The sequence below is a fragment of the Streptomyces sp. NPDC048337 genome (assembly GCF_043201175.1).
In the GTDB taxonomy this organism is placed as follows: Bacteria; Actinomycetota; Actinomycetes; order Streptomycetales; family Streptomycetaceae; genus Streptomyces.
Genome location: NZ_JBICYR010000002.1, coordinates 183,558 through 202,109, shown reverse-complemented (window position 1 = coordinate 202,109; position 18,552 = coordinate 183,558). Strand labels below are relative to the sequence as shown.

16 protein-coding genes are annotated in these 18,552 nt (G+C 71.8%); 7 read left to right on the top strand and 9 right to left on the bottom strand.

The features are described 5' to 3' along the window. Positions 1-9 precede the first annotated feature (9 nt). The 3 genes from ACGFYU_RS03990 (at position 10) to ACGFYU_RS03980 (ending at position 2,810) form a co-directional block, all read left to right on the top strand. Positions 10-801, top strand: a complete 792-nt coding sequence (locus ACGFYU_RS03990) for a 4'-phosphopantetheinyl transferase family protein (protein ID WP_393825643.1) — start codon at positions 10-12, stop codon at positions 799-801. Further along, positions 773-2,410, top strand: a complete 1,638-nt coding sequence (locus tag ACGFYU_RS03985) for a SpoIIE family protein phosphatase (RefSeq protein WP_393825642.1) — start codon at positions 773-775, stop codon at positions 2,408-2,410. The genes ACGFYU_RS03990 and ACGFYU_RS03985 overlap by 29 nt, the downstream gene beginning before the upstream one ends. A gap of 169 nt (positions 2,411-2,579) precedes the next feature. Then, positions 2,580-2,810: a response regulator transcription factor gene (locus tag ACGFYU_RS03980; protein WP_393825641.1), complete on the top strand. Its 231-nt coding sequence runs from the start codon at positions 2,580-2,582 to the stop codon at positions 2,808-2,810. A 13-nt stretch (positions 2,811-2,823) separates the two neighbouring features. Here the strand turns inward: ACGFYU_RS03980 and ACGFYU_RS03975 are convergent, their stop codons facing one another. From ACGFYU_RS03975 to ACGFYU_RS03960, 4 genes are all read right to left on the bottom strand, one after another. Further along, positions 2,824-3,837 carry a serine/threonine-protein kinase gene (locus ACGFYU_RS03975; RefSeq protein WP_393825640.1) on the bottom strand — a complete coding sequence of 338 codons (1,014 nt, stop codon included), beginning with the start codon at positions 3,835-3,837 and terminating at the stop codon, positions 2,824-2,826. Positions 3,838-3,964: 127 nt separating this feature from the next. Further along, positions 3,965-4,561: a hypothetical protein gene (locus tag ACGFYU_RS03970; RefSeq protein ID WP_393825639.1), complete on the bottom strand. Its 597-nt coding sequence runs from the start codon at positions 4,559-4,561 to the stop codon at positions 3,965-3,967. A gap of 116 nt (positions 4,562-4,677) precedes the next feature. Next, on the bottom strand, positions 4,678-5,151 hold the full coding sequence (locus ACGFYU_RS03965; RefSeq protein ID WP_393825638.1) for a hypothetical protein: 474 nt from the start codon (positions 5,149-5,151) through the stop codon (positions 4,678-4,680). 120 nt (positions 5,152-5,271) lie between these two features. Beyond that, the gene (locus ACGFYU_RS03960) at positions 5,272-5,853 is read right to left on the bottom strand and encodes a hypothetical protein (RefSeq protein WP_393825637.1); all 582 of its coding nucleotides are present in this window, start codon (positions 5,851-5,853) and stop codon (positions 5,272-5,274) included. A 281-nt stretch (positions 5,854-6,134) separates the two neighbouring features. On the opposite strand from ACGFYU_RS03960, the gene ACGFYU_RS03955 reads away from it, so the two are divergent. The 4 genes from ACGFYU_RS03955 (at position 6,135) to ACGFYU_RS03940 (ending at position 9,344) form a co-directional block, all read left to right on the top strand. Continuing rightward, entirely contained in the window at positions 6,135-6,860 is a 726-nt protein-coding gene (locus ACGFYU_RS03955) for a TetR-like C-terminal domain-containing protein (protein WP_393825636.1), read from the top strand. 1 nt (position 6,861) lies between these two features. Continuing rightward, a complete protein-coding gene (locus ACGFYU_RS03950) occupies positions 6,862-8,019 on the top strand; it encodes an MAB_1171c family putative transporter (RefSeq protein WP_393825635.1) in 1,158 nt (385 codons plus the stop codon). Between the two features lie 297 nt (positions 8,020-8,316). After that, complete coding sequence (locus tag ACGFYU_RS03945; RefSeq protein WP_393825634.1) at positions 8,317-8,769, top strand: helix-turn-helix domain-containing protein; 453 nt, start codon at positions 8,317-8,319, stop codon at positions 8,767-8,769. Next, positions 8,766-9,344: an ImmA/IrrE family metallo-endopeptidase gene (locus tag ACGFYU_RS03940; RefSeq protein WP_393825633.1), complete on the top strand. Its 579-nt coding sequence runs from the start codon at positions 8,766-8,768 to the stop codon at positions 9,342-9,344. The genes ACGFYU_RS03945 and ACGFYU_RS03940 overlap by 4 nt, the downstream gene beginning before the upstream one ends. A gap of 10 nt (positions 9,345-9,354) precedes the next feature. On the opposite strand, the gene ACGFYU_RS03935 is transcribed toward ACGFYU_RS03940, so the two are convergent. The 5 genes from ACGFYU_RS03935 to ACGFYU_RS03915 form a co-directional block, all read right to left on the bottom strand. Then, positions 9,355-12,639: an aminotransferase class I/II-fold pyridoxal phosphate-dependent enzyme gene (locus ACGFYU_RS03935; protein ID WP_393825977.1), complete on the bottom strand. Its 3,285-nt coding sequence runs from the start codon at positions 12,637-12,639 to the stop codon at positions 9,355-9,357. 71 nt (positions 12,640-12,710) lie between these two features. Next, the gene (locus tag ACGFYU_RS03930; RefSeq protein WP_393825632.1) at positions 12,711-13,652 is read right to left on the bottom strand and encodes an NAD-dependent epimerase/dehydratase family protein; all 942 of its coding nucleotides are present in this window, start codon (positions 13,650-13,652) and stop codon (positions 12,711-12,713) included. 138 nt (positions 13,653-13,790) lie between these two features. After that, entirely contained in the window at positions 13,791-15,788 is a 1,998-nt protein-coding gene (gene recQ, locus ACGFYU_RS03925; protein ID WP_393825631.1) for a DNA helicase RecQ, read from the bottom strand. A gap of 166 nt (positions 15,789-15,954) precedes the next feature. Further along, entirely contained in the window at positions 15,955-16,770 is an 816-nt protein-coding gene (locus tag ACGFYU_RS03920) for a pyridoxamine 5'-phosphate oxidase family protein (RefSeq protein WP_393825630.1), read from the bottom strand. After that, positions 16,767-18,248 carry a globin domain-containing protein gene (locus tag ACGFYU_RS03915; RefSeq protein ID WP_393825629.1) on the bottom strand — a complete coding sequence of 494 codons (1,482 nt, stop codon included), beginning with the start codon at positions 18,246-18,248 and terminating at the stop codon, positions 16,767-16,769. Before ACGFYU_RS03915 ends, ACGFYU_RS03920 begins: the two co-directional genes overlap by 4 nt. Between the last annotated feature and the right edge of the window lie 304 nt (positions 18,249-18,552).

Below are 18,552 nucleotides of genomic sequence, written 5' to 3'. Positions count from 1 at the left end.
CCCGCCGCCATGGACACCGTGTTTCCGTCGATCGCGCCGGGCCGCGTCCACCGATGGGGCGGAGCCGCCCTCATCGTGGCCCGGCGCCGCGACCTCCACCGGGCTCCGGTTCTCTCGCCGGCCGAAGAGCGCGTGGTCCGCGCGCTGCCGGCCTGGCGGCAGGCCGAGTGGACGGCAGGCCGGCTGCTCGCCAAGCACCTGGTCGGCGCGATCGTCTCCGCGCCGCCGCACGAGGTGGAGATCCTCCCCCGGGACGACGGCAGCCCGTACGTCGTCGTCAGCGGCAGCCCGGTGCCCGCCCTGAACGTCTCCATCAGCCACACCGCAGGCCACGTCGCCGCGGCCCTCGCTCCGCGGCCGGTCGGAGTGGACCTGTGCGAGACCGCCTCGGCCGACGCGGTGCGCCGGGTGGCGGACCACGCCCTCTCTCCCGAGGAGCTCGCGCTGATGGACACGGACCGGGCCGAAGTCATGGCCGGCGCCTGGGCGCTGAAGGAAGCCGCCGTCAAGGCCGACCGGAGCGGTGTCTTCGGCACCGCTCCGCGCCGCATCGCGATCCTCGGGCTGCGGCCGCCCGTACTCGACGGACGGCGCCGCGCGATGGCGTGGCAGGCGGGGGACGCGGTCCTCGCACTGGTCCTGGCGGACCCGGCGGCTCCGCACTGCGTTGGTGCTCCTCGGTCCGCCGGATCATGCTTGTCAGTGGAGCCCCTGGCCGTGCAGGTTCCCGTGGGACAGCGGGCAAGAACTAGCGAGGGCGAGATGAGCGGCGATGGAGCGAGTTCCCACCTCTCCTGGTGAGCGGCCGGAGGAGACGGAGACGAACGTCTCCCCCGAGTCGGCATCGCTGAAGGAATGGGCATTCGCCCAGTCCCCCTGCCACCTGGCGGTATTCGACACCGACCTGCGGCTGGTGCAGGCGAACGCCGGCATGGAGCGCACGCTGTCCCGCACGGAGGCCGAGATGCGCGGCCTGCGTCTGCCGGAGATCGCCCCGGATCCCGTGAGTGACGAGACCGAGCGGAAGATGCGCCTGGTGTTGGAGACCGGTGAGCCGCAGTCCGTGGACGCCTTCGTCCACCCCACCGGTGCGGGCGCGGAGCACGGCTGGGCGACCTCGCTGGCGCCCCTGCGGGACCCGGACGGCCGGGTGCGCGCCGTGTGCCTGGCCGCGCACGACAGGACCGGAGTGGAGCGTGGTCCGCAGCAGATGCTCGTCCCGAGCGTCGCCGCCGAGCACGCCGCCGGCGGGGCCACTCCGGACAGCGCCCGCTCCGCCCGGGAGCACACCACCACGATGACGCTGCAGCGCAGCCTGCTTCCGCACACCCTGCCCCAGCAGGCGGCGTTGGAGATCGCCTCCCGCTATCTGCCCGCCGGTACGGAGGCCGGTCTGGGGGGCGACTGGTTCGACGTGATCCCGCTGTCCGGTGCGCGCGTGGCCCTGGTCGTGGGCGATGTCGTCGGCCACGGCATCCGTGCGGCCGCCACCATGGGCCGGCTGCGTACCGCGGTGCGCACCCTGGCCGACGTCGACCTGCCGCCCGACGAGCTGCTCACCCACCTCGACGACCTGATCATCCACCTGTCCGCCGACGACGCCGACCGGGACGGCTCCGGGGAATCCGCCGGGGGCATCGGCACCACCTGCCTGTACGTGGTCTACGACCCGGTGACCCGCCGCTGCACGGTCGCCCGGGCCGGGCACCCACCGCCCGCCGTGGTCTCCCCGGAAGGCTCCGTGTACCTCCTCGACGTCCCGGCCGGCCCGCCGCTGGGCCTGGGGGGACTGCCCTTCGAGACCGTCGAGGTCGAGCTGCCCGAGGGCAGCATCCTCGCCCTGTACACCGATGGCCTGCTCCAGCCCCGCGAGCGCGACCTGGACGAGGCCCTGGACAGCATGTTCGCGGCCCTCGTACGTCCCGCCTCCTCGCTGGAGACGGTGTGCGACCGCGTACTGGCGGCTCTGCTGACCCACCGCCCCGATGACGACGTGGCCCTGCTCGTCGCCCGGACCAGGGCCCTGCACTCCGACAAGGTGGTCGTCCTGGACCTGTCCTCCGACCCCTCCGTCGTGGCCGACGCCCGTCGGCACGCCACCGACCAGCTGACGGCCTGGGGGCTCGAAGAGGCCTCCTTCGTGACCGAGCTGCTGGTCAGCGAGCTGGTCACCAATGCCATCCGCTACGGCGAGCCACCCGTCCAGCTCCGGCTGATCCACGAGAGCACCACCCTGATCTGCGAGGTCTCCGACGCGAGCAATACCGCCCCGCACATGCGGCGTGCCCGGATCTTCGACGAGGGAGGGCGGGGCCTGCTGCTGGTGGCCCAGCTCGCCCAGCGCTGGGGCACCCGGCACGCCCCCATCGGCAAGACCATCTGGGCCGAGCAGTCCCTCGTCGGGTTCTGAGGACTTTCGGCCGTTGCGTGTGACACGGCTGTGACAGTCGACGGACAGCGTCGTGAAGTGGCGCGGTCAAGGTTTTCGATAAGGACATAAACCGACATTCCGGTAGATGTCCACCTGCTTCCGAGGGTGCGAGCAGAGATGACCTGACCGATCCGTCGGAGGAAATCCCATGAGCCTCGCCCTCACCACGTCGCACGTCGAAGCCCCGGCCCCGGCCCTGGCCCCGCGCGAGCAGGAGGCGCTGCGCCACATCGCGGCAGGGTGCACCTACCTGCAGACGGCCCGCCTCATGGGGCTGTCCAAGCACACGGTCGACGCCTACCTCCGCCGCATCCGGGCCAAGCTGGGCATCAACACCACGGCCGAGCTGACCCGTCTGGCCATCTCCCTGGGGCTGTGACGCCCCACCACCCCTACGACCCGCCGAACACCGGCAGGGCCCAGGCCGGCGGCTCCGGTGGCGGCGCGGGGTTCCTCGAGATCCCGGACGACCGGGGATCCGTAAGGGCGTGCGAGTCGACGCCCACGGGGCCCACTCCCACTCCGGTCCCGGTGGCGGCGCGCAGGGCCGCCACGAATTCCAGGCAGGACCCGTAGCGGTCCTCGGGGACCTTCGCCAGAGCCTTCGCCATGACCTCGTCCGCGGCGGGCGCGAGACCCGGCATCCTCTCCGTCAGGGGAGGGGCCGGGTCGTACTGGTGCGCCCACAGCAGGGCCATGTCCTCGTCCCGTACGAAGGGCGGCCCGCCGGTGAGGCATTCGTAGACGACACAGGCGAGGCTGTAGAGGTCGCACCTGCCGTCCACCGGACGGCCGGATATCTGTTCCGGCGCCATGTAGTCGAGCGTGCCGACGATCTCGCCCGCGGTCGTGATCCCGCTCAGGGAGAGCGCCTTCTTCGTCAGTCCGAAGTCCGTGAGATAGATGTGCTCGGGGTGCTCGCTGTCGGTGCCCGCGGCGACCAGGATGTTGCCCGGCTTGACGTCCCGGTGCACCAGCTCGTGCGCATGGGCCGCGTCGAGTGCGGATGCCACCTGGCCGGCGATGCGCAGGGCGGTCGGGGCGGGGAGCGGGCCGTCGCGGTCCAGCATGGCCCGCAGGTCCAGGCCGGAGACGTAGCGCATGGCGATGTACAGGACACCCTCGGTCTCGCCGGCTTCGTAGATAGGCACGATGTGCGGGTGGTCGATCTTCGCGGCCACCCGTGATTCGTGGGTGAAGCGGCGCCGGAAGGTGTCGTCGCGTGCGCGCTCCGGGGCGATCAGCTTGAGGGCGACCGTACGGTCCAGGCGCAGGTCCTTCGCGCAGTAGACGACGGCCATGCCGCCGCGGCCGATCAGGCGCTCGATCCGGTAGCCCGCGATCTGCTGACCGATCAGGCCGGAGGGCCGGCCCGTGTACTGGCTCAGGTTGGATGCCGTGCCCATGCCGACCCCGTCCTTCCGTACTTGAAAGTCTATCCAGTGATCCGCACGTATGCCCGTCCGAGGCCGGACGCACGACGTCCTCCAGCGAAGCCGCGCTGGAGGACGTTGCCGGGGGGCGGGTGGGGGGTCAGCCCCAGCCGCCGCTGCCGCCATTGCCGCCACGGCCGCTGGTCTCGCAACCGACGCCGATGCAGAGTCCGCCGTCGCCGCCCCAGCCGCCGGCACCACCGTCGCCGCCGGGGAGCGCGGCCCCGCCGTTGCCGCCGTTGCCGCCGTTCACGCTGCCCCGGCAGACACCGACGCAGACGCCGCCATTGCCGCCGTTCTGGCCGTTCTCGCCCAGCCCACCGTTGGCGCCGGTGCCGCCGTTGGCGCTGCCGTTGCACTGCCCGACGCAGACCCCGCCCCTGGCGCCGTTGGTGCCGTTGACCGTTCCGTCACAGCTGCCCGCGCACACCTTGTCGCCGACGCGGACGCTTCCGTTGCCCACCTGGACACCGCCGGTGCCCGCCTTGAGCTTCCCGAGCACCTGGCCGACGCCGAACCGGTCCCCACCGTGCCCGCCGCCACCCCGACCGAGAACGAGGTCCTGGTGCTGGCCGGCGACGACCTGGGCCGCCGGGCTCGCCGGAGCGGCCTTGGCGCCCGGCGCCATGGCACCGGCACCGATCAGAGCCGCCGAGATGGCGATACCGAGACGGAACTTCCAAGAGGTGGCACGCATGAGATTCTCCCTGGCCGAGAAATTGGTTCAGTGGGCGATGACGGTTTCGAAAGACGCGGGTTCCCCGGCCCATGGGGCCGGGGAACCCTTTACCCCCGCTTTCCCTCCCTGGTTCTTCAGTCGAAGAGGGGGAAGTCGACTCCCATCAGGGCGAACCAGTCGCCGTCCTTGTACTGCTTCTGCCAGGTGTCGAGCTGGCGGTCCGAGATGTCGTACTTCTTGGTGATCTTGTCTCGCATCTCGTCCGAGTCGTCGGCCTCGAGGAGCAGAACGATCTGCACCTTGTCGATCACCGACAGCTCCGACTTGTCCTTGTCGGGCAGGTCGTCGAACCGGAAGCACCCGGAGCGACCGGGCTTGCCGGGCTCACCAGGCTTGCCGGGCTGTCCGCCCTTGCCGCCCTCGCCGCCCTTGCCGCCCTCTCCACCCCTGCCGATCTTGAAGCAGGGCGGGTGTTCGGCGACGGCCGAGGCGCTGACGCCGGCCGGGGAGTGGGTCTCGGACGCCTGCGCGGCACACGCCGTACCGGCGAAGAGGGCCAGAGAGGTGGCCGCCAGGATGAGCGGGCGCTGCCAGGAAATCGTGGACATGGGGGTTCTCCGTTGCCGTGATCAAGTCGCCTTGATCAAGAGGGGTGGGATGAGAAATGGGTCGGGGGGGTGGAGGTGGAGGCCCTGGAGGCCTCCACCCCGTCGGGTCGGGTCCGGTGATTAGAAGGGGAACGGGAACGGGAGCTTGATCCCGAGGCCGGTGCCTCCGGCGCCACCGAAGCCGCCGTTGCCGCCGATCTTGCCGTTGCCGCCGTTGCCCGCGGCACCACCAGCGCCACCGTTGTTCAGGCTGTCGCCACCGCGACCACCGTTACCGCCGTTGCCGCCCTTGTCGCGTCCGTCACCGCCGCTACCGCCGGCGCCGCCGCCACCACCCTCATTGAGGAGGCCGATGCCGCCCTTGCCGCCGTTGCCGCCGTCGCCGCCTTCCTTGCCCTCGCCGCCGCCGCCACCGCCGCCGCCGCCGCCACCGTTGACGACACCGAAGCCGCCCTCGCCACCGTCGCCGCCCTTGCCGCCCTTGCCCTGGAGGCTGGCGCCACCCTGGCCGCCGCCACCACCGGCGCCGCCGACCAGGCCGCTACCGCCCTTGCCTCCGGCGCCGCCGGCGCCGCCGTCTTCCACGAGGGCGACGACGTGGTTGGGCATCGGGGCCGCCGTCGCGGCGGTGGCCGGAAGGAGGATCCCGCCACCGATGAAGGCGGAAGCGACCAGCGTGGCGATACGAATCTTGCGGTTCATGATCTTCTCCTAGCAACTCTGGTGATTCATTGAGGTTTCCCGGGGATTCGGGATGGTGCGGTGGGGTCTTTCCGGTTTCCGGGGTGTCCTTCCCGCTGACACAAGTAAGCCCCGGGAGGCACAACCCGGTCATGTTGCGGAAAGTCGGGACTTGACACCCCTCTCAACGTCGGATAAAAGGCCGCCCGCACGGCCACCACCTGGCCGGATCGGATCGCCCTGGCGGGGTCCCCGGGAGCCTGCGCTCACGGCCCTGGGGCCCGGCCGGTACGGTTCCGCCCATGGATTCAGCAACGAGTTCGACCGCCGACCACACGACGCCGTCGGCGCTGGTCAAGGACACCGCTCGACAGCAGCTGGAGAAGCTGGGGGGTGCGGGGCTGTCCCTGGACGCCGTGGCGCGCGACAGCGGTCTCGCCCTCACCGAGGTGGAAGCCGCCTTCCCGCACCGGGACGACCTGCTGACCGCACTGGTCATCGACGCCTACAACGCCTCCGGCGCCGCCATGGAGCGGGCCGACGAGGCCGCCAGGGAAGCCGGCGCCCGGGCGGGCGCACGGCTCCTCGCCGTGACGCGCGCGCTGCGGCAGTGGTCCTTCGACCACCCCGCCGAGTTCACGCTGATCTACGGCTCACCCGTGCCCGGCTACCACGCCCCGCAGGACACGGTCCTGCCCGCCTCGCGCACGCCCGGGGTCCTCGCCGGCATCGTGCGGGCGGCCCTCATGGGCGGTGAGCTGACCCCGCCCCGGCGGGCCGTGCCCGGCCCGCCGCTGCTCCTGCCGGCGGCCGTGGAGGCCTTCGGCGGCGTGCCCGAGGCGCCGTTCTCGGACATCATCGAGCGCGGCATCGTCCTGTGGAGCAATCTGATCGGCCTGCTGGTGTTCCAGGTCTTCAGCCGTACCCACGACAGCGTCAGGGACGAGGCGGCCTTCTTCGACTACGCCATCGCCGTGGCCGCCGAGAGCATCGGGCTCGAGGTCCCCCTGGGCGAGAACACCGACTGACGTGAACGCCACCAGAACCCTCTGCTTCGCCATAGCGGCGCTCTCGTCGTACGCGGCGCTCGTCTACCGGCTGTCCCAGGCACGCCGCAGCTGGAAGGACAGCGCCTACCGCACGCTGATCGCCACGCTGGTGCTCCAGTGCCTCACCTTCACGATGGGTGCCGTCGCCATGGGGGGCGGCACCTTCCTCGGCGTCGGCAACCTCGCCATCCTCGTCATGCACCTGTCGGCGGTCGCCTTCTGCGTCAGCGCGCAGATCATCCTGCTGCGGTGGGCGGCCGCGGACGAGGAGACGGTGCGCAGGACGCGCTACTGGCTGGTCACCGGCATCGCCCTCGACGTGCTGCTGGCGGCCCTCTTCTTCCTCGCGGACGGTCCGGGCCGGCCGACCTCGGACTTCGACGGCACGAGTGAGCCGCTGCTGCTGACCTACCTGCTGTTCTTCATCGTGTCCCAGGCGGTTCCCTGCGTCTCCATCTACCGCCAGTGCGGCCCCTACGCCCGGATGACCGACAACGCCTCGCTGCGGCAGGCCCTGCGGCTGCTCTCGGTCACCGCGGTGGTCCTCTTCCTCTACTGCCTGGCCCGTACGGTCAACATCCTCACGGCGGCGGGCGGTGTCGACATCGGCGCCTGGAAGGTCGCGGCTTCCGTCTTCAGCGCGGCGGGCATCGTCATGCTCTCGCTCAGCCTGACCATGTCCTCCTGGAGCCCTTCGGCCACCCGGCTGCTGGACTGGGCCCGCACCTACCGGTCCTACCGGGCGCTGTACCCGCTCTGGCGGGACCTGTACGAGTCCTCCCCGGACATCGCGCTGGAGCCGCCGGGCGCCTCCGCCTCGGTGTCCGACCTCGACTACCGGCTGCACCGGCGGGTGGTCGAAATACGTGACGGATGGCGGGATCTGCGCCCCTACATCGACCGCACCACGCACGGCGCCGGCGGACCGGGGCAGGAGGCGAGCGAGGAGTCGCGGCAGGCCTTCACGGAAGCGGCGCAGATCAAGCAGGCATTGGTCGCCAAGCGGACCGGCACCGTCCCCCAAGACAGCAAGGACGACGGCGAGTTCGACGACCGAGACACGGACAACTTCACGGCGGAAGTGGCCTGGCTCACCAAAGTCGCGGCCGCCTACAGTAAGCTCGGCACCGCGAGTTGAGAGTTCCCGCCCGGTTTGCATCCCCCGTCAAACCGGGCGGGACTTCCCCCGTTCCCCCGCTTTCCTTTCGGGCCGGACGGGTGGCTCCCGCCCGGACTGGCCCGGCCTCTCCCCCGAGGGCCGGGCCAGTCCGATGTCCGCACCCAACTCGGCAACCCCCGTCGGCCAAGTTAGCTGCCAGCTATCGGCGAGACCCAACGTTGGCGCAGTCCAGGCCAATTGTCAACTGACCGCTAATCTGTGAAACTGGCGTATAGCCAAGGGCTATACCGAGGAGGTGACGGAGGGAGATTCACCATGACTGAGACCGATACCGAGGCCGACGACCGGCCCCTGCTCGCCGTGCGCCTGGACGACCTGTTCAAGACCGTCCGCCCCAAGGGCAAGCACTGGACCAACGCCGAGGTGGCGGAGGAGCTGAAGCGGGCCAACCCCGAACTCAAGGTCGGGGGTGTGTATCTGTCGCAGCTGCGGACGGGGAAGCGCTCCAATCCCTCCCCCGACCTCCTCGCCGCCCTCGCGCGCTTCTTCGGCGTCTCGGTCGCCTACTTCTTCGACGACCAGGTCGCCGAGTCGGTGCTCAGCCAGCTCGCCGCCATCGAGGCGCTGCGGCAGTCCGGAGTCCGCGCCGTGGCGATGCGGGCCGCCGGGATGAAGAAGGAGAACCTCCAGGCCATCACGGCCATCATGGACCAGTACCGGCAGATGCAGGGCCTGCCGCCCGTCACCGACTCCTCCGAGCCCGAATGAGGGGCGCCAGGAAGGAGCGCTCGGCCGATCAGGACCGCCGCAGCCAGCTCAAGAAGCTCCGGAAGGCCGGCGCGCAGCGGATCGCCGAGCTCGACCTCCCGCAGGCGACCGACGTGGCCGAACTGTGCCGGCACCTCGGCGAGGTGCGCGGCCGTCCGATCGTCCTGGTCCCGATGCAGATGCCCTCCTCGCATCCGTGCGGCATGTGGGTCGCCGCGCGCGACGAGGACCTGATCTTCTACGACGCCAACACGACCAGCGCGCATCAGGAGCACATCATCTTGCACGAGCTGGGCCACATCATCTGCTGCCATCGCGGGGCCGGCGGGCTGGACGAGGCGGCCGCCCGCCTCCTCTTCCCCGACCTCGACCCCGACCTCGTACGGGACATGCTCCTGCGGGCCACGTACGACGACGTCCAGGAACAGGAGGCGGAGATCATCGCCTATCTGCTCGCGCAGCGGATGGGCAACGCCGAGCAGCGGCACGACGGGTCCCCGGCCGCCGAAGCGGGAGAGGGCGCCGATCCCGGAAAGAGCGCCATGCTCAGCCGGATCGAACGCACCCTGATCTGAGGTGGGTCGCTCAGTGCCCCGCGGCGGCCACCTCCTCGGCCAGGATCGCGACGGCGCGCCGGATGTCGTCCTCGCGGTGTTCGCTGGTGAGGAAGAAGCGCAGCCTCGACAGCCCCTCCTCCACCGCGGGGTGGAAGATCGGATCGGCGATGACGCCCCGGTCGAACAGCCTGCCGGCGACGCGCAGGGTCTTCGCCGAGTCACCGAGGATGCAGGGCACGATCGGGGTTCCGGCGCTGGATCCCGTCGCCAGACCGGCCGAGGCCGCCAGGCCCAGGAAGAGCTCGGCGTTGCGTCGCAGTGCGCGAACCCGGTGCGGTTCCGCGGTGATCAGCTCGGTGGCGGCCAGCGCCGCGGCCGCGTTGGGCGGGGTCAGGCCGACGCTGTAGACGAAGCCCGGGAGGGTGTGGCGCAGCCAGCGCACCATTCTGGCCGAGCCGCCGAGGTAACCCCCGCAGCCGGCGAAGGCCTTGGAGAGGGTTCCCATCCACAGGTCCACGTCGGACCGGTCGACGCCGAAGAACTCGCCGACCCCTCGGCCGTGAGCGCCGACGGTGCCGATGCTGTGTGCCTCGTCGACCATCAGCAGGGCGCCGTAACGTTCCTTCAATTCGATCACGGCGGGCAGGTCGACGAGGTCGCCGTCCATGCTGTAGGCGCCCTCGACGGCGATGAGCACCCGTCGGAAGCGGGAGCGGTTGAGCCGCAGCATGTACTCCAGCTGACCGGTGTCGTTGTGGGCGAACGGCCGTCGTGCCGCTCCGGACAGGGCGCAGCCCTGGAGGATGCTGTCGTGGGCGAGCGCGTCGTGCACGACGAGGTCCCCCGGGCCCAGGAGGTGCCCTATCGCGGTGACGTTCGTGGCATGGCCGCTCACCAGCGTCAGGCAGTCCTCGACGCCGAGGAAGTCGGCCAGGGTCCGCTCCAGGCGGACGGTCAGGTCCCGCTCGCCCGAGAGCACGCGGCTCGCGGAGACCGAGGTGCCGTACCGGTCCACTGCCCGGTGCGCCGCCTCGTTGATCGCGGGATGCCCGGAGAGCCCCAGGTAGTTGTAGCTTCCGAAGGACAGGTACGGACGCCCGCCGATCACCGTCGTATCGCGGATGTTGCCCTCGTGGACCCGGAAGTACGGGTACTCCACGCCGCTGCCCACGACCGACCCCAAGCGCTTCTCGAACTCGGCCACTTCCGGGAAGTCGTCGACGCTCGCCGTTCCGGACTGCCACTGCGCCCGCGGCTCCGGGAGGGGGGTCGCCTCCGCGGGGGCCGGCGCCCCCGCGTGGTCCGGATCGACCAGCTCGATCAGGCGGCCGACGGTGAGTTCACGCGAGAACAGCTCTTCGGTCCGGAAGTCCGGCACCCGCTTGCCGATGGCGACCTCCAGCTCCTGCAACATCAGGGAGTCGAAGCCGAGATCGGCCACCAGTGTCATGCGCTCGCCCACGTCCGAGAGCGGGAAGACACCGGTCCGCGACACCGCTTCGAGCACGATGGACGCGGCGGACTCGCCGTCGAAGCGCTCCGCTTCGGGTGGCGCCGCCCGTACCGCGTCGGGGGGCGGTTCCACGGCCCCGGCCGGGTCCGGCAGGTCTCGCGCCGAGTCGTCCACGACCCAGTGCCGGCGCGGGGCGAGCGGACTCGGCGGCAGGGTGCACGGGGGTACGCGCTCCGCGGCCGGTCGCGCCTGTTCCTGGTCCGGCTCCCGGTCCACGGTACGGCCCGCCGCCACGGCCGCGGCGGCCTCGGTCAGCCGGGCTGCGGCGTCGGCCGTGTCCCGCGCCTCCAGGGTGAAGCGTTCGGTGAGCGGGGCCCGGCGGGCGAGGGTGTCCGCCACCCGGGCGAGCGGGGGCTGCTCCTCGGCGAGGGTCCGCGCCAGCTCCCGGGCGTAGCGGGCCAGCCCGTCCCGGTCGCGGGCGCTGAGCACCAGGCGGTGCGGTTGCCCGGCCGGTGCCTGCGGGGCGGCCGGTTCCGTGCCGCTTTCCTCCACCACCATGTGGACGCCGGTGCCGCCGAAGCCGAAGGAGCTCACGCCTGCCCGGCGTGGTCGGCCGGTCTCCGGCCACCGGGTCGGCGTCGTCGGGACGGTGAGCCGCGCCGCGTCGAGCCCGGACCGATCGGCCAGGTCGAACTCCGGCTGCGGCGGTATCACCCCCCGCTGCACGGCCAGGACCGACTTGATGAGCCCGGCGATGCCCGCCGAGTTCAGCGAGTGCCCGACCACCGCCTTCACGGCGCCGAGGAAGGCGGGTTCGGCCCGCTCACCGCGCAGTTCGCGCAGGACGGCGAGCTCGACGGGGTCGCCCACCGTGGTCCCGGTGCCGTGCGCCTCCAGGTAGCCCACGGCGTCCGGGGGCAGAGCGGCATCCCGGTAGGCGCGGCGCAGCGCCCGGAGCTGGCCGGCCGCCTGCGGGTGCATGCCGCCCTGCACGGTTCCGTCATTGGCCGTTCCCACACCCCGGATCACCGCGTAGACGCGGTCGCCGGCCGCCCGTGCGTCGGTCAGGGGCCGCAGCACCAGCACGCCGCCGCCCTCTCCGAGGACGAAGCCGTCGGCCTGACTGCCGAAGGGCAGGCATCTGCCGCTGCGTGAGAGAGCGCCCACCCGGCACAGCCCCACCAGCAGGTCGGGGGCCAGGATCAGCTGGGCGCCGCCGGCGAGGGCGATGCGGGAGCGGCCCACGCGCAGGGCGTACACGGCGTTGGCCACGGCCATGAGGCCACCGGAGCAGGCCGCGTCCAGCGCGTAGCTCTCGCCGTGCAGGTCGAAGACCGAACTGATCGTGTTCGGCCCCATGTTGAGCAGGAGCCCGGCCACGGACGTGCCGTGCAGCGCGTCGACCGCGCGGACCGTCTCCGGCCAGCCGGGGTCGGTGGCCCGCGCCCCGAACTCGCCGCCGGTCAGCTGGCGCATGCGTATCCGCATGGTGCTGAGCTCGCGGTAGCCGCTCTCGGTGAGCGCCGTGATCACCGAGGTCTCCTCGCGGTCGAATCCGTCGGCTTCCCACCCCGCGTCCTGGATCGCCTCGCGGGCGAGGTCGATCAGCAGGCGGTGCTGCGGATCCATCGCCCTGGCCCGCCGCGGCGGGATGCCGTAATGCGCCGCGTCGAAGAGGTCCACGTCCGGCAGCAGCGCCATGGTGTCCGTGTACGCCGACGAGGTGTCGCGGAGGTCGTCGCTGAGGAAGGTGGCGGCGCGCCACCGCGAGTCCGGGATGCCGGAGAACTGTGCCTGCGGGTCATTCAGGAGCCGCCAGTACTGGTTCACATTGCGCGCTCCCGGGAACCGGCAGGCCATCCCCACGATGGCGATGTCGTCCGGCCGCGCTGCGCTTGAGTCCACGGTGGGATCCGTCCCCGTCACAGCGGTCACCCGGTGGTTGTCAGTCGCTCGCGCCACCAGTCCACGGTCGCCTTGATCTGCGCCTCGACGGGGGTGGCCCGGACCGCGAACGCGGCCTCGTAGGCGCTCGAGTCGACGACGAACGGCCGGTCGAACTGGTAGCGGATCTCCTTCAGTTCGCGCAGGAGCGGGGAGACGAGCGAGCCCACGGCCAATACGGCCGACGGGAGCCTGCGCACCGCGACCGGCCCCGTTCCCGCCTGGGCGGCGAGGCGGTCGACCATCTCCCGGACGGACAGCGCGGGCTCCGTGGGGACGTGCCAGGCACGCCCCCAGGCCCGCTCCTCGCCCGCGACCTCCACCAGGGCCCTGGCCACGTCGGGCAGGTAGGTCCAGCTGTGCGGGGCGTCCGGGTCCCCCAGCGTGGAGACCGGCTTGCCGCGCAGCAGCGGCGGGACGACCCGCCCGGCCAGGTGGCCGCCCTCGGTCACACCGGGTCCGAAGAAGTCCGAGGCCCGCACCTCGACCGCCTTGATACGGCCCTGCTCATGCAGGGCCCGCGCCTGCTCCCACACCGCTGCGCGCACCCGCCCCTTGGCGCCGGTCGCGGCGAGCGGCAGCTCCTCGGTCAGCGGACCGGCCACCGGGCCGTAGGCGTAGAGGTTCCCCAGCATCACCAGGACGGCCCCGGTGGCCTCGGCCGCGGCGCAGAGCGAGGCGGCCAGCGGCGGCCATTCATCGGCCCAGCGGTGGTAGGGCGGCGCGGCGCAGCTGTGGATCGCGGCCGCGCCCCGGGCGGCTTCGGTCAGCCGCTCGCTGTCGGTCGCGTCCAACGCGAGGTGTTCGATGCCGGGTTCCGGACTTCTGCCCGACCTGGTGACCACCCTTACCGAATGCCCCTGTTCGACCAACAGTCGAGCGGTGGCAGCGCCGGCGGGTCCGAAACCTATAACGATATGAAGGCTCACACGCGCACACTAGCGCGAGCGGGTCTCTCGTAAACCATGCTGCTCGGCCGCGTTTGGCATGCCCGCCGGACACCTGCCCCATCTGCGGAGGGGGACGTTCCGGCGCATTGGCGGGCACACCCTGCCGTACGGCACCGGCTACTCCCAGTCGTCCCAGGGCGGGTCCATCTCGTCCAGGTCGAAGGGCGGCTCGTCCGTGTACGGCTCCGCGGGCCGGGCCGCCGGCACCGACGCCGCCGGAGCCGGGGCGGGCGCGGCGGGGGCCGACGGGGCGGCTTCGGCGGCGCCGGACTCCGCCAGGGTGTCGAGGACCCCCTCGGCGTACTTGGTGAGCTTGGCCTCGCCGACGCCGCCGACGGTGGCCAGCTCCTCGGCCGTGGTGGGCAGGCTCGTCGCGATCTCCCGCAGCGTCGCGTCGTGGAAGACGACGTACGCCGGCACCCCCTGCTCCCGCGCGGTCGCCGCGCGCCAGGCGCGCAGCGCCTCGAAGACCGGTACGGCGGCAGCCGGCAGGTCGACCGGGACCCGGGAGGCCCGCCCCGACCGGGATCGGGGCTCCTTGCGGGACGAGGCGGCCGGCGCCGTCTCCTTCCGCATCATGACGGTGCGGCGGCCTCCCAGCACCTCTCCGCTGTCGTCCGTCAGCACGAGCGTCCCGTAGTCGCCCTCGACCGCCAGCAGCCCCTGCGCCAGCAGCCGGCGGACGACCCCTCGCCACTCGGCGGTGCTCAGATCCGCCCCGATGCCGAAGACCGAGAGCGCGTCGTGGTCGAACTGGATGACCTTGGCGGTCTTCTTGCCCTGGAGGATGTCGATGATCTGGCCGGCGCCGAACTTCTGGCGCCGTTCCCTCGCCAGCCGCCACACCGCGGACAGCAGCTTCTGCGCCGCGACCGTCCCGTCCCAGGACTCGGCCGGCGTCAGACAGGTGTCGCAGTTGCCGCAGGGCCCGCCCAGCTGCCCGAAATACTCCAGCAGCCGCTCCCGGCGGCAGTCGACCGTCTCGCACAGCGCGAGCATGGCGTCCAGGTGCATGGCCAGGGACCGGCGGTGCGCCTCGTTGCCCTCGGAGCCGTCGATCATCTTGCGCTGCTGGACCACGTCCTGGAGGCCGTACGCCAGCCAGGCCGTGGCCGGCTCGCCGTCGCGGCCGGCGCGGCCGGTCTCCTGGTAGTAGCCCTCGACCGACTTCGGCAGGTCGAGGTGGGCCACGAAGCGGACGTCCGGCTTGTCGATGCCCATGCCGAAGGCGATCGTGGCCACCACCACGACCCCGTCCTCGCGCAGGAAGCGCGACTGGTTCGCCGCTCGGGCCCGGGCGTCCATTCCGGCGTGGTAGGGCACGGCGTCGATGCCCTGCTCGACCAGGAAGGCCGCCGTCTTCTCCACCGAGGACCGCGAGAGGCAGTAGACGACTCCGGCGTCCCCGTCGTGCTCGGTCCGGATCAGCTCCAGCAACTGCTTGAGCGGGTTGTTCTTCGCGACGATGCGGTACTGGATGTTCGGCCGGTCGAAGCTGGCGACGAAGTGCCGGGCCTCCTCCAGGCCGAGGCGCGCCGCGATCTCGGTGTGGGTGGCCTCGGTGGCCGTCGCGGTCAGCGCGATGCGCGGCACCTTCGGCCAGCGCTCGTGCAGCATGGACAGGGCGAGGTAGTCGGGCCGGAAGTCGTGGCCCCACTGGGCGACGCAGTGCGCCTCGTCGATCGCGAAGAGCGCCACCGTGCCCCGGTCGAGCAGCCGCTGCGTGCTCTCCGTGCGCAGCCGCTCGGGAGCCAGGTAGAGCAGGTCCAGCTCGCCGGCGAGGAAGGTCTGCTCGACCACCTGCCGCTCGTGCGGGTCCTGGGTGGAATTGAGGAATCCGGCCCGGACCCCGAGGGCGGTGAGCGCGTCCACCTGGTCCTGCATCAGCGCGATGAGCGGCGAGATCACCACGCCCGTGCCTTCTCTGACGAGCGCCGGGATCTGGTAGCAGAGCGACTTGCCGCCGCCGGTCGGCATGAGCACGAGCGCGTCACCGCCGCCGACGACCTGCTCGATGATCTCCTGCTGCTCACCGCGGAAGGAGCTGTAACCGAAGACGCGGTGGAGCACCTGCAGAGCATCGGAGATCTCGGGGGAAGCATCCGGAAGGGCCATTCACGTAGCGTAACGGCACCCGCCGACACGCCGGGCCCGCTCACCGGAACCTGTGGACAACCTCACGAGCCCGGCCGTGGCGCACCCGACGCCGGGCGAGGCGGTCAAGGAGGCCGTACACGGACTCGCCGACCACATGATCAACTTCTGATACGGGACGAACCCGTCAGCCGCGCCGCGGGACACGCGATCGCCGCACCCTGAACCAGCCGGTGTACCCCGGGTCCCCGGACTCGCCCGAGCGGTGCTCGGCCCGCTCCAGGACCCGCTCGGCCTCCGCCTGCCAGGTCGCCGCGTCCGCGCGGGGCGGCGGCAGGAACACCCCTCGGTCCGGCGCCTCGGCGGCGGCCGCGAAGAAATCGCCGCCCTTGCGCCGGAAGTCGTCCGTCCCCCACGCGCGGCCGGCGCCGTGCAGCGGCACCTTCTGCAGGTGGGGGATGTGCTTGGCGCAGTGGATGTACGCCTCTTCGACGGAGACCTCCACCCACACCCGGGCGCGGCGCCCGGGCACCGGATCGACGGCGAGGCCCGGGCGGGCGCGGCGCATCTCCTCATCGGCGACGACGCGTGCCCTGCCGTTGACGTGGAGCCCGATGCGGTCCCGGAGGAAGTCCATCATGAGGATGCCCACGTGCGGGTTCTCCTCGATGTTGCCGAGGCTGGCCTGCACGCCGTTGCCCCGGTACTCGGGGTAGGCGAGGGTCAGCTCGTCCAGGACGTGGAGGAAGCCTGGCGGGCCGGCGCGGAAGGTGTTGTCGCACTCGCCGTGCCGGTCGGCGGTCGCCAGGAAGAACATCTCCTGGCGGGCCACGAACTCCCGCATCCGGGTGTTGAGCCGGTCGAGCACCTGCTCGGCGTAGAACTTGTCGGCGCGCTCGGTCGTGCCCATGCGCTGCTGGACCATGTGTTCGCCGTCGCTGCCAGGGCGGGTGGTGCGCTCCGGCGCCGCCGACTGCTGCCCGGTCCGTTCGGATGTGCTCAATTCCTTGCCCCGACCAGTTCCTCGATGGAGTCGTGCCGTATGCGGTGGGTGGGCATGCCGATGCCCAGCAGGGTGTCGACGCCCTGGCGGATCATGCCGGGCGGGCCGGAGAGGTACGCGTCGTACGTGTGCCACGGACCGTATTCGCACACGGCCTCCGGCAGCCGGCCGCACAGGTTGTCGCCGGGGCCGTCGTCGACGACCGGGCGGACGTTGAGCCAGGGGTGCGACTGCTGCATGCGCAGCATCGTGTCGATGTCGTACAGGTCGTGGTCGCGGCGGGCCCCGTAGAAGACCTGGACGGATCGGCGGCGGCCGTGCCGGGCCACGTCCTCGACCAGGGCCTTGATGGGCGCGATGCCGGTGCCGCCGCCGAGGCAGAGCAGCCCGTTGTCGGTGGTGTGGTCCACCGTCATGGATCCGGTGGGGCCGCCGAGGCGGATCACGTCCCCCGGGCGGGCGCGGTGCACGAGGGCGCCCGAGACCCAGCCCGCCGGAACGGCCTTGACGTGGAAGGAGAGCAGCCCGTCGGAGCGGGGCGCGGAGGCGAAGGAGTAGTTCCGCCAGACACGGGGCCACCACGGGGTCTCGACGGCGGCGTACTGCCCGGCGAGGAAGGGGTAGGGCGCGTCGGGCCGCAGGGTCACCACGGCGATGTCCGGTGTCCGCATCTCGTGGGCGACCACCTCGGCCTGCCACCAGGCGGGCGCGCGCAGCTCGTCCTTGGCCGCCGCGTCGATCATGATCTGGGAGATGACGGTGTACGCGCCCACCCAGGCGGCCTCGGTCTTCGGACCCCAGGTCTGCGGGGCGTAGCGGGAGAGGGCGCCGATGAGGCACTCGCCGACGGCGGGGTAGTGCTCGGGCCGGGTGCCGTACTTCCGGTGCCCGCGGCCGAGGTTCATCAGGTACTCGGTCAGGAGCGCCGTGTCCTCCACATGGGTCGCGGCGGTGAGCAGCGCCTTGAAGAGGCGGTCGCGCTGGGTGTCCATCGCCGCGGGGAACAGGGCCCGCAGGTCGGGGTGGCGGAGGAAGAGCAGCGCGTAGAAGTGCGAGGTGACCTTGTCGGCGATCGGCTCGATCTCCGCCATCGTGCGGCGCAGGAGCGCGCCGTCGGAGGTGTCCTCGGGCACCGGCGCGGTCCGCTCCTCCCGGGGCTCCGCGGCCTCCTCGCGGGCGGGGGCGGGATGGGCCGGTCGGTCGGCCGGGGCCGTGCGGGCATGGGGGACCGGTGCGGGTGCCCCGGGTGCCCGGCGGGCCCGTTCGGTGCCGCTGCGCACCGGGCGTATAGGGGTGACGGGCCGACTGGGTATGCGGCCCGTCCCCTCCCCCTGCGTGTCCTGGGGATGCCGCCCGGTCCCGGCCGGAGCCGGGTCCGGGGTCGTCGCCTTCGGGCTTCGACCGAACCAGCCCGCGTCCCGGCTGCCGCCGCCCCCGGATCTGTCGCCATCAGCCGACGTGGTGGTCGGAGCATCCATCGGTTTGCCTCGCCTCGAACGTCTTCCGGTCGGTCGTCGCACGCGGGGCCGTGTGTGCCCCGTTTTCCCTCCCCCAGCGGAATTCCCGGTGATTCACACCCACCCACCGGCGTGCGAACGCGCTCGACCATACCCGTCGTGTGCGAATCCCCTAACGCGGTGTGCGGTCCTTACACGAAGCCGAGTTGTGGCTGGTCAGGGCCCCGCAAGGGCCAGGAGCTCGGGTTTCGTCACGAGTTACCGACGAGTTCGAAGGATGCGACAAGCGATTTCCCGCACAGTCATACGAATTCCCTGACGAAAA